At 56.1% G+C, this 16,020-nt stretch carries 15 protein-coding genes; 4 read left to right on the plus strand and 11 right to left on the minus strand.

From position 1 onward, the window contains the following. Positions 1-4 precede the first annotated feature (4 nt). From BLU63_RS06010 to BLU63_RS06025, 4 genes are all read left to right on the plus strand, one after another. Positions 5-145, plus strand: coding sequence for a hypothetical protein (locus tag BLU63_RS06010; protein WP_231990942.1), 141 nt, complete (start codon positions 5-7; stop codon positions 143-145). 51 nt (positions 146-196) lie between these two features. Continuing rightward, positions 197-3,472 carry a type I restriction endonuclease subunit R gene (locus BLU63_RS06015; RefSeq protein WP_083375068.1) on the plus strand — a complete coding sequence of 1,092 codons (3,276 nt, stop codon included), beginning with the start codon at positions 197-199 and terminating at the stop codon, positions 3,470-3,472. After that, positions 3,469-4,257 carry a M48 family metallopeptidase gene (locus BLU63_RS06020; RefSeq protein ID WP_083375069.1) on the plus strand — a complete coding sequence of 263 codons (789 nt, stop codon included), beginning with the start codon at positions 3,469-3,471 and terminating at the stop codon, positions 4,255-4,257. The genes BLU63_RS06015 and BLU63_RS06020 overlap by 4 nt, the downstream gene beginning before the upstream one ends. A 440-nt stretch (positions 4,258-4,697) precedes the next feature. Further along, entirely contained in the window at positions 4,698-5,600 is a 903-nt protein-coding gene (locus BLU63_RS06025; protein WP_083375070.1) for a LysR family transcriptional regulator, read from the plus strand. 26 nt (positions 5,601-5,626) lie between these two features. Here BLU63_RS06025 and BLU63_RS06030 read toward each other — a convergent pair whose 3' ends face one another. The 11 genes from BLU63_RS06030 to BLU63_RS06080 all read right to left on the minus strand — a co-directional run bounded on the left by BLU63_RS06030 (position 5,627) and on the right by BLU63_RS06080 (position 15,932). After that, positions 5,627-6,982 carry an ANL family adenylate-forming protein gene (locus BLU63_RS06030; RefSeq protein ID WP_083375071.1) on the minus strand — a complete coding sequence of 452 codons (1,356 nt, stop codon included), beginning with the start codon at positions 6,980-6,982 and terminating at the stop codon, positions 5,627-5,629. A gap of 26 nt (positions 6,983-7,008) precedes the next feature. Further along, positions 7,009-8,199, minus strand: a complete 1,191-nt coding sequence (locus BLU63_RS06035) for a cytochrome P450 (RefSeq protein WP_158243822.1) — start codon at positions 8,197-8,199, stop codon at positions 7,009-7,011. A gap of 2 nt (positions 8,200-8,201) precedes the next feature. Then, positions 8,202-8,876 carry an HAD family hydrolase gene (locus BLU63_RS06040; protein WP_083375073.1) on the minus strand — a complete coding sequence of 225 codons (675 nt, stop codon included), beginning with the start codon at positions 8,874-8,876 and terminating at the stop codon, positions 8,202-8,204. Positions 8,877-8,900: 24 nt separating this feature from the next. Then, positions 8,901-9,920 carry a 3-oxoacyl-ACP synthase III family protein gene (locus BLU63_RS06045; RefSeq protein ID WP_083375074.1) on the minus strand — a complete coding sequence of 340 codons (1,020 nt, stop codon included), beginning with the start codon at positions 9,918-9,920 and terminating at the stop codon, positions 8,901-8,903. Next, positions 9,917-10,171, minus strand: a complete 255-nt coding sequence (locus BLU63_RS06050) for a phosphopantetheine-binding protein (RefSeq protein ID WP_083375075.1) — start codon at positions 10,169-10,171, stop codon at positions 9,917-9,919. The genes BLU63_RS06045 and BLU63_RS06050 overlap by 4 nt, the downstream gene beginning before the upstream one ends. A gap of 29 nt (positions 10,172-10,200) precedes the next feature. After that, a complete protein-coding gene (locus BLU63_RS06055) occupies positions 10,201-10,905 on the minus strand; it encodes an SDR family NAD(P)-dependent oxidoreductase (RefSeq protein WP_144443442.1) in 705 nt (234 codons plus the stop codon). Next, complete coding sequence (locus BLU63_RS06060) at positions 10,895-11,200, minus strand: hypothetical protein (RefSeq protein WP_083375077.1); 306 nt, start codon at positions 11,198-11,200, stop codon at positions 10,895-10,897. The genes BLU63_RS06055 and BLU63_RS06060 overlap by 11 nt, the downstream gene beginning before the upstream one ends. A gap of 22 nt (positions 11,201-11,222) precedes the next feature. Then, positions 11,223-12,023 carry an AfsA-related hotdog domain-containing protein gene (locus tag BLU63_RS06065; RefSeq protein ID WP_083375078.1) on the minus strand — a complete coding sequence of 267 codons (801 nt, stop codon included), beginning with the start codon at positions 12,021-12,023 and terminating at the stop codon, positions 11,223-11,225. 10 nt (positions 12,024-12,033) lie between these two features. Further along, on the minus strand, positions 12,034-12,792 hold the full coding sequence (locus BLU63_RS06070) for a thioesterase II family protein (RefSeq protein WP_083375079.1): 759 nt from the start codon (positions 12,790-12,792) through the stop codon (positions 12,034-12,036). A 369-nt stretch (positions 12,793-13,161) separates the two neighbouring features. Next, on the minus strand, positions 13,162-14,355 hold the full coding sequence (locus BLU63_RS06075; protein WP_083375080.1) for an MFS transporter: 1,194 nt from the start codon (positions 14,353-14,355) through the stop codon (positions 13,162-13,164). Between the two features lie 23 nt (positions 14,356-14,378). Then, complete coding sequence (locus tag BLU63_RS06080) at positions 14,379-15,932, minus strand: MFS transporter (protein WP_083375081.1); 1,554 nt, start codon at positions 15,930-15,932, stop codon at positions 14,379-14,381. Positions 15,933-16,020: the final 88 nt, after the last annotated feature.

A 16,020-nucleotide genomic window follows, 5' to 3' on the forward strand; every position in this document is an offset into this window, starting at 1 on the left:
GCAGATGAAGCAGGTGGCCCACGAACGTTACGAGACGTTCGACCAACACCGTCGCAGCGCCGAGGCATTGGCAGCCGACACTCAAGAGCTGGCAGCTTTAGAGCGTCTGGAAAAACGCCTGAGCAGTGAAAAAAAGAAACGTTGATCGGCCCCGAATCACCACCATGCACGCCCTGGAAGAAGAAGGAATTGCCCCGTGACCCCCACCCCTAAGTTTCAGGAAGAATACAGCGCAAAGCTTCCGGCGCTGGCACTGCTGTGTAACCTTGGTTGGGAGTTTATGTCGCCCGAACAAGCTTTGTTCGCGCGGGGCGGAAAGAGCGATGAAGTGGTATTGCGTGATGTGCTGCGCGAGCAACTGAGTAAGCGTCGCTTCTTGTTTGGTGGGGGTGAATATCCGCTCTCGGCCAAGGCCATCGACAACCTGATCAGTGAAGTGTGCAGCCCTGCGCTCAATGAAGGTCTGCAGGCTGCCAACGAGAGGCTGTACAACCATTTGCTGTATGGCATCTCGGTAACTGAGTTCGTGGATGGCAAAAAGGCCAACCCGACGGTGGCATTGATCGACTGGCATAACCCGGCAAATAACAGCTTTATCTTCACTGAAGAATTTCGCGTGCTACGCAGCGGCGGTGCGGAAGCACGCAGGCCGGATATTGTTTGCTTCGTTAACGGCATCCCGCTGGTGGTGATCGAGGCCAAGCGTCCCGACAGCAATGCGATGAAAGGTCCGACCATCGACGAAGGCGTTTCGCAGAGTTTGCGCAACCAGCGTCACGATGAAATCCCCAGACTGTTCGCGTACAGCCAATTGTTGCTGTCGATCAATGGTAGCGATGGACGCTACGCCACCTGCGGCACGCCTGCGAAATTCTGGGCAGCCTGGCGTGAGGAAGATATCGCCACTACTGAGTTGTACGCGCTGAAGAATCGCAAGCTGAATACAGCGCAGAAAACCTCAATCTTTAGCCACCGCCCTGCCCGTGACCTGGACTGGTATGAAACCCTGATAGCAGGTGGTGAGCTGGCGCTGACTGGCCAGGATCAGTTGCTGATCAGCCTGCTTTCCCCTGCCCGACTGTTGGAGATGACTCGCTACTTCACGCTGTTCGATAAGAAGGCCGGCAAGATCATTGCCCGTTATCAGCAGGTTTTCGGTATCAAGCGGTTGATCGAGCGGATTAGCCACAAGCGCAAAGATGGCGGCCGTGAGGGCGGGGTGATCTGGCACACGACTGGCTCGGGCAAGTCATTTACTATGGTTTTTCTGAGCAAGGCGCTGATCCTGCATGACGCACTCAAGCAGTGCCGCATTGTGGTGGTCACTGACCGAGTTGATCTGGAAAGCCAGCTGAGTAAGACGTTTGCTTCCGGTGGCGAGCTGACTGGCAAGAAGGACCGCGAGGCGGCCATGGCCACTTCTGGCACGCGCTTGGCTGAACAAATCGGTAAGGGCAACGAACGCATCATTTTTTCGCTGATCCAGAAGTTCAACAGCGCTACCAAGCTGCCACAGTGCGTGAATACCAGCGCCGACATCATCGTGCTTATCGATGAGGGCCACCGTAGCCAAGGCGGTGAAAACCATATCCGTATGAAGCAGGCGCTACCCAACGCGGCTTTTGTCGCGTTTACCGGCACGCCGCTGCTCAAGGATGACAAGACAACGAACAAGTTTGGTCCCATCGTGCATGCCTACACCATGCAGCGCGCGGTGGAAGATCAGGCCGTGACGCCATTGCTCTATGAGGAGCGCATTCCCGATCTGGATGTGAATGCGCGCGCTATCGATAGTTGGTTTGAGCGCATTACTGAAGGGCTAAACGAGCAACAGAAGGCCGACCTCAAACGCAAGTTCGCCAAGAAAGGCCAGATATACAGCGCTGATGACCGTATTCGTCTTATTGCTCTGGATATCGCCAACCACTTCGTGAAGAACATCGACGAGGGCCTCAAAGGCCAGCTGGCCTGTGACAGTAAGACCTCGGCAATCAAGTACAAACAGTATCTGGATGAGGCAGGGTTGTTCGAAAGCGCCGTGGTGATGAGCTCACCGGATAGCCGTGAGGGCAACACCGACGTGGATGAAGCGGCCTCACCTGAGGTAACCCAGTGGTGGAAGAAAAACGTTGGCAGCACCGATGAGCAAACCTACACCAAGCAGCTAATCGAGCGCTTCGACAAGGATGAATCGCTCAAGCTTTTGATCGTGGTGGACAAACTGCTGACGGGGTTCGATGAGCCGAAAAACACCGTGCTCTACATCGACAAGCCACTTAAGGAGCACAACCTAATCCAGGCGATTGCTCGGGTAAACCGCCTACATCCGCTAAAGAAATTCGGTCTGCTGATCGACTACAGGGGAATTCTTTCGGAGCTGGATACCACGATCCAGAAGTATCAGGACCTGGCTTCGCGCACCCAAGGCGGCTATGACATCAATGACATCGCTGGGCTCTACAACCAGATGAGCAGTGAGTACAAACGGCTCCCTCAGCTGCACAAAAACCTCTGGGCGATTTTCTCCGATGTGAAAAACAAAGGGGATATCGAGCAGTTGCGCCAGGTACTGGTGCCCAAGATGCAGGAGCGTGACGGCGAGTTGGTTGATGTAAATCTCAAGGTGCGCGATGACTTCTACGAGGCGCTAACCGAGTTCGCCAGCTGCCTAAAAGTTGCTTTGCAGTCCTCGTCCTTCTTCGAGGACACCAGCTTCAGCGATGCCGACCGCACCCATTACAAGGAAACCCTCAAGCAGTTCTCCAGCCTGCGCCAACTGGCCAGACAGGATGCCGGTGAAACAGTGAACTATGACCAGTACGCCGAACAGGTGCGCAAGCTGCTGGATAAGCACGTGGTCGGCGTGGAGGTAAAAGACCCTGGCGGCGTTTACGAAGTCGGCAAGATGGGGCAGCAAAAACCTGAGCAGTGGAGTGAGGACAAAACCCGCAACGAAACCGACATTATCAAGACTCGTGTCAGCAAGATAATCGAGCAGGAGTTGCGTGATGATCCCTATGCCCAGGAAGCGTTCTCCAAACTGCTGCGTCAGGCCATCGAAGAGGCGGCAAAGCTGTTTGATCATCCGCTTAAGCAGTACCTGCTATTCCACGAATTTGAGCAGCAGGTGCAGGCCCGTAAGCTTGATGAGCTGCCGGATGTTTTTGCGGGTAACCGGCATACCCAGGCGTACTTCGGTATTTTCAAGAAAAGCCTTCCTGACGCCCTCACTTCAGCTAATGAGCAGGTACAGGAACACTGGGTAAAACTGGCTTTCAGCCTGGATGAAATGGTCATGACCTCCGTGGCCGAACATTCAATCAACCCACAGAACATCGAAAGCGATATCCGTAAGAAGCTACTGCCGTTGCTCTTCAAGGAATGCAAAGCGGTGGGCGCTGGTATGGATCAGGCGAAGGCCATAGTTGAGTGGGTGGTGCAAATCACGCGGGTAGGCTTGTCCGGCTTATGAGTGTGCCCATCGTCATGAGTGCTCCTTCTGCCGCCGCTGTATCGACCTGGCTGAGCTTTCACTATGCCGACGAGCTGATTCAGGTTGAAAGGGCGCGAAGAGCGCGCGAGGTTTCGCGCATACTGATCAAGGTTGACCCCGACTGTCGCGTGCGCGTCAGTGCGCCGGATGGGGCTAGCGATGAACAGGTATTGGCCGCGCTGAAGCGACGCGGCCGCTGGATCTATGAGCAGCTTCGTGAGTTTCGTGCGCAGCTCACACACGTCCGCCCAAGACAGTACATCAGCGGGGAAAGTCACTACTACCTAGGCAAGCAGTACGTGCTCAAGGTTATAGAAGCGCCTGATGAGCTACAGCAAGTGCGCCTGTTGCGAGGCAAGCTAGAGGTGTCTGTCCGGGTGAAGTCGGCAGAGAGGATTCGCGAACTCCTGTACACCTGGTACAAAGCGCGCGCCCGTGAGGTATTTGATCGACGTCTAGAAGCTGCCTTGCGACAAGCACTTTGGGTTGCATCCAAGCCCCCACTGCGCATCCTAAGCATGCAGACACAGTGGGGCAGTTGTTCACCTGCGGGCCGTATCACGCTCAACCCACACTTGGTTAAAGCATCCCGCGAGTGCATCGACTATGTGATCTTGCATGAGCTTTGTCACATCGCCGAACACAACCACAGCGAGCGGTTCTACCGGCTTATGCACCAGGTGATGCCGCAATGGGAAAAGACCAAAAAGCGGCTGGATGGTATGGCGGCTGTTTTGCTAAACGGCGCGGCTGACCGGCTTTGATTTGCGAGTATCCACGAAAGCGTTTGACTGCTAGAACTCACAACCGGGCGGTTTAAGGTATATCGACTCATCCACCCAACCGTAGCGGACTCACTTCGAGCAGACTAATTTCGCTCATCTGCTCTAAATCTACGCTCGGATACTTCACCCCTGCCTATAGTGAAAATATTGACCCGAGCAGCATGCCAACCGGTATTCCAACTCAAATTTTAAACCCAGTATTATCTCTATTAATCAATGATATACAGCGCAGATTCAAATCCCCCCGGCCCACCAATTCAACGAAAAAAGACGTCCACGGACGTCTTTTTTTGTGCCTGAAATCCAGTCAATCTCCGCAGGGGTTGTAGCAGGTTTGTCGTTACTGGTTTTTCGCAAGTCACCACGGCGTCCTGTCGTTGCGGCTGCCGACAAAATGGATAAGTGGGCGGACACGGAATATGGATAATCTGAGCGGGTTGATTGCCTTTGTGCGGGCAGCGGAGAATCAAAGTTTTACCCTGGCGGGCAGAGCGCTGGGCATCTCGTCTTCTGCAGTAGGAAAAAGTGTCAGCCGTCTTGAAGAGCGGATTGGCGTGCGCTTGTTCCACCGCAGTACCCGGCAAATCAGCCTGACCAGCGAAGGCCTGGATTTTTTTGGTCGTTGCCGGACCTTGCTCCAGCAATTGCAGGATGCCGAGGCTGCGCTTTCCCATTCCAAGACGCGCCCGAAAGGACGTCTGCGAATCAGTTTGCCAGCAGTGGGCTACCGTCTGATATCAGGTATCTTGCGCGAGTTTTACCATCGCTATCCGGACATCGAACTGGACCTGGACTTCAGCGACCGACTGGTCGATGTGGTCGATGAAGCCTTTGACGCCGTGATCCGAAGCGGCGAACTGCCCGATTCCAGCCTCGCGGCGAAAAGAATCTGCACATTCAGGTTCGTCTTGTGTGCAGCGCCCGACTACCTGCAACGCTACGGCACAGCAACGAGCGTGGAGGATCTCCAGCACTACAAAGGCATCGCCTATAAGTTCCCCTCGAACGGCAAACTCCAGCCCTGGTGGCTGAAGGTCCATGGCGACACCGTCAAGATCAACCTGGAAACCACGGTGATCATGAACAGCGTGGAGGCGGTCCTGGCGGCGTGCCGTAATGGTATGGGCCTGGCCTACCTGCCTGACTTTGTCATTCAGGAATACCTGGCCAACCACGAATTGATCAGGGTGTTGCCCGAATTAAGCCTGGAGGGGGATTTTTGGATTGTCTGGTCGCCAAGCCGCTTGCTGTCACCCAAGACCCGCGCATTCATTGATTTTCTCGGTGAAGCGCAACTGATGAGCAGCCCTGAAGGTGGTTGATCGCTCCTTCAGGGCATGCCACACATTCAGTCGATCAGCAGCTTTTTGAAACGCGTCGAATACTGGATAGCCTCCACCGATTTCAAGCGTACCGGCACCTTATAGGCATCCATCAGCCGCCGGGCAAATTGCCGGATATCGCGCAGCACCGTCGCAGTCGAGTCCCCATAGTCGCTATCCAGGACGATGTGCGCAGCGACGAATTGCCCGGTCAAACCATTGGCCTCGCCATACGCCTTGCAATCACGCACCTGCGGATGGCGAAGCAGCACGGATTCGACTTCCGCGGGGTAGACCTTCTCGCCACCGACGTTAATGATCTCTTTGCTGCGACCGAGGATTTTCAGGTAACCGTCGGCATTGACCTCCACCAGGTCGCCGGTCTTGAACCAGCCATCGTCGGTGAAGCTGTCCATCGAGTGGTTCAGGTAGCCCATGACTTGTGTCGCACTGCGCAGCCAGAGCTCACCGTCGACGACTTTGTGTTCACTCGAACCTTCCTGGAATCGCATATACAGGCTGTCGGAAGACAACGAGCTGGTGGTGATAATGCCCGTCTCGCTGGTGCCGAAGGTCTGCAGGAATTTTACCCGTGGCAGACGCTCTCGCAGTTTGAGCAACAAACTCTCCGGCATCGGCTCCGTGCCGTAGGTAATCATGCGCAAACTGCTGAGGTTACAGGTATCGAACACCTCGTTGATCAACATCAGGTTCAAGAATGTTGGCGAGGTCGGCAACACGGTAATGCGGTGTTTTTCAATCAGGCGGGCAACGGTGTCCGGCGTTTTGCTGGCCGCGATCGTTGCTGTTCCTCCGATGGAAAGTATGTTCAACAGCGTGTTGATGCCGCCGATATGATCAAACAGCAAAAACAGAAAGATATCGAGGCGACGAGATCGTTTTTCGGAGAACTCACCCACTAGTCGGTCCAGGTCATGCAACATCGCCTTGGGTGTGCCGGTAGTGCCGCTGCTGAACAGAATCAGGCCGGCATGCCCCTGTTTTTTCAGCTCGCCGATCATCAGGTTTTCCGGGGCTTGGGCACATACGCACGGCAGGATCTGGCGGGTATCGATATCGATCACAAACTCAGGGTTTGCCGCCGCCTGCTTGTTTTGAATTTCAGCCGGGTTTTCAGCGGTGTTGAGGGCGATGATGTGGCCGTTCTGGTACAGCGCCAGGAATAGCGCGATGCCCGCGAACGAAAAGTCACCGCTCATGAATATGACCGCTTGCCTGGGCACGTCATTGGCGGCCAGCCACTCCAGTTGAACCCTGATCTCATCGCTCAACTGGGCGTAGGTGTAGGAGTGTTCAGGGTCATTCAGAAAGATCTGGTTCGAAAACTGCGAAAATCCGTTTATCAGCGGTTTAAAGATCATGGCTTGTTCCCTTGATTGAAATGGCATCAGAAACGCACAGGCAGTTCGTCGGGGCGGCGCAGTACCGTGCCGTTGATCCAACGGATCGACGCCGGGTCACACGCCAGCTCCAGATCGGGCAATGCCTGTACCAGGGTCGACAGCACGGTGGCTATTTCCAGACGCGCCAGCGCCGGCCCCATGCAGCTGTGGATGCCATGGCCGAATTGCATATGCGCGGCCTTGTCCTGGCGGTCGGGATTGATCAGCAGCGGTGCGCTGAACACGCTGGGGTCACGGTTGGCGAGGAACACGTTGGCGTAAACCGTAGTGTTCGCCGCAATCAGCCCGCGGCTAGTTTGCAGGGCTTGGGTGGTGATTCGGGGGAACGCCGATAACTTGCCGATGGGAATCAGCCGAATGAGCTCCTCGATCAATTGTGGCGAACGATCGGGGTTCTCCCGGACGTACTGCCAGAGCGATGGCGCGCACAGCAAGGTATAGAGACTTTTAGTCATCACGCTCAGGGCGTTATGGTCGCCCCCCAGCAGAATACCCAGCAGCACGCCGACAAACTCCCGGTCGTTCAGCGGGTCTTCCAGGGTGTGGCGCTGGTCGACATACTGGCGAATAAAACCGTCTGGATGCGCCACCCTGCGGCCCTGCACGAAGTCCATCATGTAATCGAAACTGGCGTTGACCGCCGCTTCGATACCGGCGATATCGTCCGGCGGCGCCGATTGAATCATTTGGCTCCAGGGCCTGAACAGCAGCCGGTCCTCTTCCGGGATACCGAGGATGTGGCACACCGTCGATGAAGTCAGGCGCTCCAGCACCGAGGCAAACAGGTCCGCCGGCGTCTCGCCTTTGCGCAGCAGCTCGATGCTGTCGACGGTCACCGTGGTCACGTGCTGGCGCACGCTTTCCAGGCCGCGCTTGCTGAAAGCACGCGCGACGGTCGCGCGGGAGCGCATGTGGGCCGGGTTATCCAGATTGAGCAACAGCTCCGGCTGGGTCGGTCCGGGAAGAAAGGTCGGGCCGTTTTCGACGTTACACAGGGTTCGACTGATACTTGGGTCGGCCAGGAACGCCTTGCAATCGGCGTATCCAGTCAGGTGAGTGGCGACGTGGCCGCTGGGCAACCGGATTTGCGGCAGTTGACCTTCCCAACCCACGGTTTGGTAGTAGGGCACCGCATCAAGGTTGGGAATATCCAGCACGCAGGGATGGACGCGCATGTTCATCGGGCACCTGCCTGCGCACGAGGTCGGGCAGCGTCGATGAGGGCGCGTACGGCTTGCTGAGTCTCGAGGCTGTCCACGAACAGAATGGCGTGCCAACCGGCAGCTCGCGCGGCTTCGCAGTTTTCTTCGACGTCATCGATCAGCACACAGCCGTCGGCAGGTACGCCGATCTGGTCGGCCGCCAGCGCAAAGATTTTCGGGTCTGGTTTGCGCAGTTTCACTTTGCAGGAATCGACGATGCTGTCAGCGACATCATCCAGGCCAACCATGCGCCGCCAAGGCGTTTCCCACTCCACCACGTTGTTGGTGAGGATGCATGACTTCAGACCGGCCGCTTTCACTTCATGGAAGAGCTCGAACATGTGTTCGTTGACGTTGTGCGGGGAAAACCACTGCTCGCCATGATGATCAAAGTCGCAGCGGCTCAAATCAATGCCCGGATACAGCTCGGACAATGCCTTCCTCATGCCCTGCCCCCATTCGATCTGAGTCATCATTGCCAGCTCGATGGGTGCCTGGAACTGCACGTTCAGCGGCTTGGCCACGGCATGCATGGCGGCTTCCATCTGGGTGCGGCTGATGCCGGTATTTTCCTGGTAGACGCGGTACAGCTCGTCGATGGATGGCGACAGTACGCCGCCGAAGTCGAACCAGATTGCTTGGATAGTCATCGTCATCTTTCCTTGATTGTCAGATCAGTTAGGGAGGGCAGGTACTTCTACGGGGTCAACGATGAGCGCATCGCGCAGCGACAAATGGGCCACGCCGATCGACAATCCGACGCCAAAACCACAGGCAATCAGGTTGTCTTGCCGCAAGTCTTCGCGGTCGTGCCGCTTGCAGATCATCAGCGGAATCGACGAGGGGCCGGTGTTGCCCACATCAGCGACTTCGATGGGGACCCTGGCCGGCGAAACGCCGAGCTTTTTGGCCAGGTAATCGAGCATGAATTTGTTGGCCTGGTGCAGCAGGAAGAACGGCACACGGTCGGGGTCGATGCCTTTGTCCCGCAGGAAGGCGTTGATCGCCGACGGCACTTTTTCCAAAGCAAAGTTCATCACTTGGCCGCCGTCCATATGCAATCCGGCCGCCTGTACCCGGCTGGTGCTGCCGGGCGTGTAATCCAGCGCAGTGTTGAGGTATTGCGCACCGGCGCCATCGGTATCGAACGCAAACCCGAGCGTCTGATCGCCGCATTCCAACAGGGTGCAGGTCGCGGCATCGCCGAAGACCAGCCGCACGTGCCGGTCTTCAGGGTTGAGCAGTTTGCTGATCACATCGCCAGTACATACCAGGACTCGACGGCAGCCACCGGCCTTGATCAGCATGGCTGCCTGAAACAGGCCATAGATGTAGCCGGAACAGCCGAAGTTGAGGTCGAAGGCAGCCAGTCCTTTCTTCAACCCCAGGCGATCCGCCAGGATTGCACTGCTGGCTGGCATCAGGCTGTCGGGCGTTTGTGTGACGACCACCAGGCCATCGATGCTGGCGGGATCGATATCCGCGGCGTTGAACAACGACCGGGCAGCCGCGGCACACAGATCCACCGTCGACAGCCGGTTGGCCACCCGCACTTGATGGATACCGGTACTCTTGGCGATCCGCTGCACTTCTTTTTCACCAAACAACGTGGCGAAATCGGCCAGGGTCATCACGTCCTGGGGTACTGCGGCCGACAGCGCGCGGATCGACACCCCATCGATAGACGCGCTCATGAAGGCTCACTGACGCGAGCGCCAGCCGCATCGGCCTGAATGGCATCGAACAGCTCACCCATGGTTTCAACCTCGTCGAGCACGGAAGGGCTCAAGGCGAAACCGAACTGGTCATTCAACACCCCCAGCAGCGTGACCTTGGTCAATGAATCCCAATTGCTCAGGGGGTGCAGCAATACATCGACTTGAAGTTCCGATTCGCGCAGTTCCAGAAGTTCTGCCAGTTCTTTCTTGATGGCGTCCAGGTTCATGGTGAGATCCTTTTGCAAGAGAACGAGAGTTAGAGCCCGCCGAGATACACGACTTGGCCGGTAATGAAATTGCTACGCGGTGAAAGGAAAAAATCCGTCACATTGGTCACGTCGTCGAAAGTGCCAAAGCGCTGCAGCGATTGTTGCGCCAGCAGGTCTTTCATCTTTTGTGCGGGGATGACCCGCGTCAGATCGGTATCGATCGGTGTAGGACCCACGGCATTGACGGTGATACCAAAACTGGCGAGCTCCTTGGCCATCACACAGGTCAGGGTTTCCACGGCGGCTTTTGACGCGGCGTACAGTGCCTCGCCTTCCAGCTTCAACGGCTTGGCCACTGTGGAAAAATTCACGATGCGCCCCTGGCGCCCGGCTCGCATGAGCTTTGCTGCCTCACGGCTGAGCAGGAATGTGCCCAGAACATTGGTTTGCATAATATTTTGCGCGGTTTTGTAGGGCGTCAGCAGTGAGTGGTTCATGCTGGCGATCCCGGCATTGTTGATCAGGTGATCGAGCCGACCGCAGGTGCCGCGCACGTGCCTCATCAGTTCACTGATGGCCTGTTCATCGGCCACATCGGCAATAAAGTGGTCATAGCCCGGATGGCTCAGATCGCAGGATGAGCGACTGCAGCCGATCACACGATGGCCTTGGGCAAGGTAGTACTCGGCAAGATGTCTGCCGATGCCCTTGCGTGTCCCCGTAATCAGCGTGACAGGCGTGTTATCGGGCATGGGACACCTGTGCATTCAATTCGAGAATGTAGTTGGCGAAGGTCTTTACCGACTGGAACGGGCTGCGTTTGGGAGACATGGCGCTGTCGTTGACCAGCGTCATTTTGACCCCCAGTTGCTCCTCGATCATCTGCTCGACATCAATCACGATGGACACCAGACTCATCGAGTCGAGGACGCCTCCGGCACCGTAGAGGGCGGTGTCTTCACCTTTTTCCAGGCTGATGGGTTGGACGAGACTGCGGTTTTCATTTTCGATAGCGTTGTAAATGATGCCGAGAATTTGCTCTTTCATAGGGGTTCCTCTCAACGTGAGATCAGGCGAGACGCTTGACGAATTGGTGAATAAGTTGCGCTTCCTTGAGTTGGAAATAGCGCGAGTCGATGACCGATAGTTCAAAGCCGAGCGCCGCTAGACACTGGCCTTGTTGCTTGAATTCAAGGCGGCAGCCAAAACGAAAATTCGAGGTACCAGAGCGGCGTAATTCAATAGGAACGCAGAGGATTTCCGTGTGTATCGGCAACAGGAAGTCCATGTAAGTGACGTCCATCTTGTTAGTGACAAAGTTAACTTTTCCTTTGGCAGCCGGTGTCACGTAATAGGCTTCTGCCACGGCGATGGTCATTTGCCGGGCAGCTTCGATCACCATCATTCCGGAAACGTGTTGCCCCGTCAGATGATCGCTTAGTTCGGCATTGGCATCATCGATCATCAGCGAGGCAGAGTAAGTACCGTTGCCATTTTCACTCGGCATAGAGATGGCAATGTTATGACTCTTCAATTTATGAGTAGCTGTTGAGGAGGCACGAAGACGGCGATCAACTGGAACAATATTCAAGGCAGGCGACAAAACCTCCTTGAAGCCATACAGAATATTGAGTTGCTCATCGGTAATACCTTGACCAACATGCAAAGTTAACTTTTCGTCTCTATCTAGCTGGGTCACTATTTCTTCTGCTGCCGTCACCGAAATGAACATATTGTCACTGCACTGACTTTTGATTCGATCGCCCACCACAATGTAATGCCTGGGCGATTCCTGCTGAGTTTCGCAGAACGAGGAAAGCCCAGAAAACGGGCACGAAGAAGCGCTATTTGAAACTCTGAGTTCTTCCATTTTTTCACCTTTATATGCGTGCAGATGTTTCCAGATATTGGGATGAAACTGGCAGCGGTGCTGCCGGGCTAACAAACTCGGTAATCAGTTGGGTGATGGCAGGAATATGCTGAGTGAGGAAAAAATGGCTTCCTTCAAAAAACTCCAGACGAACAAAATTGTGGCTATGCTCCTTCCAGGCAATAACATCCTGAATCGGTGCAAACGGATCCTCTTTTCCACCCAAAACCATCATGGGAACGTCCAGAGGCTCACCAGGAATGTGGCGATACTTGGCCGCAGCATGGAAATCCTTGATAAGCGAAGGCAGCATGCGTGCCTTCGCCGCCGAGTGTTTAAGCATGAAATCCGGGATGGCACCAAACCTGGAAACAGTTTGAACAAATACTTCTTCAGATTCGTCGAGTGTCACCTGCGCGCAATTAAAAAGATGTGGGGCACGACAGGCAGCGACCACCAGACTGATCAGTCGCGTGCCAAACTCATGTTTGCGTCGAGCAACTTCGTAAGCAACGATGGCACCCAGGCTATAACCAAAAACAATGACCTCACGCGCCGCCAGATTATCGATAAGTGCAATGACCTCATTCGCCATTGCTTCGACCGTGCCTGGTGCCGGCGTCACACTCTTCTGATAGCGCCCATTGTAAGTGACGCCAATCACGGGCATGTAATCGCCTACGGCACGCCGCAGTGCTTCAAAGGACAAGCCACTGCCCCCGGCGAAGGGTATGAAAACACACACTTTTTCAGAGTCGATGACAGTCATCGAAGACTCCTTTTTTGAGAGATCAAATTAAAACCAGGGAACTAACGAACACCCTGACCTTTCTGCCAAGTTGGAGTCTGTCTGCTTTTTTCGAAAAATCTGTTTGCTGCGGCCAATTGTATTTCAGGGTATTTCAAAGCGGTTGAGCGTTTTAGGCTGAACTGTCTGAACTATAAGTCCAAGGTCCAGCAACGCTAAATACATCATTGCGCGAAAGACCAATGAGTAGATTGGGCACGAGTCGAGGATTTGAACGCAGGAAGAAATCAGAAGGCGAAGGTAGTTGCATTGGCGTGGCTAACCAATACAACTAGTCAGTGCAGGAGGGGAATAGCAAGTTACAAGCGTGGCCGCTCAGTCATTCAATGATTAAATGGCGGAAAGTTGTTTTTGACGCGGTCTGAGAATAGCCAGCAAGGCAACCATCGCCAATACAGCACATAGCAATCCCAACAAGACGCACCCGGTCCAGCCGAAACGCTGCCAAAGGTACCCTCCCATGGCACTGCCGAACGCGCCACCACAAAAATTGCAGACCATGTACACCGTGTTCAAGCGGCTGCGACTTTCCGGTCTCAGAGAAAAAATACGCGTCTGGTTGGCAACTTGGCCCAGTTGCAGGGCGAAGCTGAGCAGATTGGCGCACACCAGCAACACAATAAAGTTATTGGACCAGGCGATGGTCAAGGCGAAGCTCAGGCCGCAGAGCAAGATAGAGACGAGGCTGATGGCGACTGTGCCAAAGCGCTCACACACCTTGCCGGCGGCAGGAGTCAGCAGGGTGGCGAGGGCGCCCCACAAGCTGAACAACCCGACATCAGCGGCGTTCATGCTGTAGGGCGGCGCCATCAGTTTGAACGCGATAACCGACCAGAACGCACTGAACGCTGCGAAGACCGCTGCACCCAGGGCGCATGACAGGCGCAGCAGCGGCTCGTGCCAGAACAGGTGCAGCATCGAGCTCAATAATCTGCCATAGGCAACGGACACCGCAGGCGTATCGCGCCGTGGCAGAACGCTCGGCAGCGCCAGTGCACACAGCACCATGGCAGAAGCCGCCACCCAATAGACCGACTGCCAGCCGAGGTGATCGGCCAACCATCCGGCAATGGCCCGGGACAGCAGGATCCCGGTGACCAGCCCCGTTTGTACCCAGGCAATGACGCGGCTGCGTTCGCCAGCCGTGGCCAGCCCGGCCAGGTAGGGGAGCAACACCTGCGGGATGCATGTGCCCATGCAGAGCAAGAAGCTGGCGCCTGCCAGGAATGAAAGATGGGTGGCCTGGCTTGCCAGTAATAACAGCACGCAAGTCCACGCCAGCAGTACGCGACAGAGTCGCAAGGGCGACACTCTGTCGCCCAGCGGAACGATCAGCAACATCCCCAAGGCATAGCCCATCTGCGATGCAGTGGCGATCCAGCTGGTTTGCCCGGCACCGGCGTGCAGGGTATCGGCGAAGACCGGCAGCAGTGCCTGGTTAAAGTAAACATTGGCCACCGACAAGCCGCAGAGTAAGGCAATGCCCGCCAGAACCAGCGGCGTGAAGTGTGTGTTGGGCGACATCAGGCATGGCTCCAAAGCGGCTTTCAGGTGTCCGATGAGAGACGCACGACATCGGATGCGGATTGAGTGCCGACTTCGCTTTGGCGCCCAAGAAACAGAAAGACCACGGCGGCAGTGAACAGCGTGAACATCGCCAGCAGTTGCAACAAGGTGTTGAACCCCGCGGTATAAGCCGAGCGCAGTACCGTCAGCGGGATTTGACTGGCGTCGGCGCTCGCGTGCTGGATGTCACCCATTACCAGGCGTTGCGCGATCGTTGAATAGTCACCGGCGAACAGTTGGACCGAGGTACTGAGGCTCAAATGGTGCGCGACCAGGGCCGTCAGCACCGCAACCGTGATGGCCAGGGCGACACCTTCGCTGGCCACCCGCGTTGTGTTGAAAATTCCGGCGGCCATCCCCGCCCGCTCCTTGGGGATCACGCTTATCGACAAACCATCCATCAAGCCCCAGGGCAGACCTGTACCGATACCGGTCAGCAGCATGGCCGCGATGATCTGCGCGTGCGCGCCGACCGGGATCGCACTCAGCCAGTAGAGCCCGGTCGCTGCAATAACGAAGCCGATGGCGCAGAGTACGCCCGCCGACAACCAGCGCGTCAGCGACGCAGCAATGATCGGAACAATCAGCATCGGGGCAGAAAGTGCCAGCATCATCAGCCCCGCTTCAAAGGCACTGGCCCCTTCCACGCCGATAAACCGAAACGGCAGCAATACGATCAAGACGATGTAGCAGTAGCAGGTACCGATCGGCAGGATCTGCACACCAACAAAGCGAGGAAACAGAAATAGCCCCAGTTCCAGCATCGGATGTTTCGCCCGATTTTCAACTACGACAAACAGCAACAAAAAGACCGCCGATGCTCCAAGCAGCGCGAGGATCACCGGCGAGCCCCAGCCTTGCTCGGGCGCCAGAATCACCGCCGTGGTGAACGAGATCAACAGGCCGGAAAACGTCAGCACGCCAGGCGTATCCAGACGTTGTGCTTGCGGGTCGCGGCTTTCGCGCATTTTCGGCAGGGCAAAGATCAAAGAAAGGATGGCAATCAGGGCGGTGCAAAGAAAAATGGCGCGCCACCCCATGTACTCGATCAGCAACCCCGACAACAACGGACCGAAGGCCAGGCCAACCCCGAACGTGGTGCCCAGAAGGCTGAACGCCCGCGTCCTGGCATGCCCGTCAAACTCCTGAGCCAATGCCGCCGACCCGCTCGACAGGGCTGCCGCCGCGGCAATACCCTGCACGCCGCGCAACAGGTCCAGCCAGAGAATATCGGGCACCACCGCCAACAGGGTCGACACCAGTGCAAACAACGCCATGCCACACATGAACAGACGCTTGCGCCCATAGAGGTCAGCAAGGGTACCGGCGGCCATCAGCAAGCTGCCGAAGCTGAGCATGAAGGCATTGGTGATCCAGGCCAGTTCCGTGGGCTGGGCATCAAACGTTTGACCAATGAACGGCGTAGCCACTGCCCCGCCGGTAAAACTCATGGGTAACACCAGGGCTGCCAGGCAAATGGCAGCCAAAATGGAGTGCCGACCATGGGTCGGCAGCGATTCGGTCACTGAGTTCATCAAATCAATCCCTGCATATCTGTGAAGTATCCGTGCTGTCCAGGCCGAGGCACGCGATCGTTCACCCACTCTAGTTAGGATACAATCG

The sequence above is a fragment of the Pseudomonas mandelii genome, from assembly GCF_900106065.1.
Lineage (GTDB): Bacteria > Pseudomonadota > Gammaproteobacteria > Pseudomonadales > Pseudomonadaceae > Aquipseudomonas > Aquipseudomonas mandelii.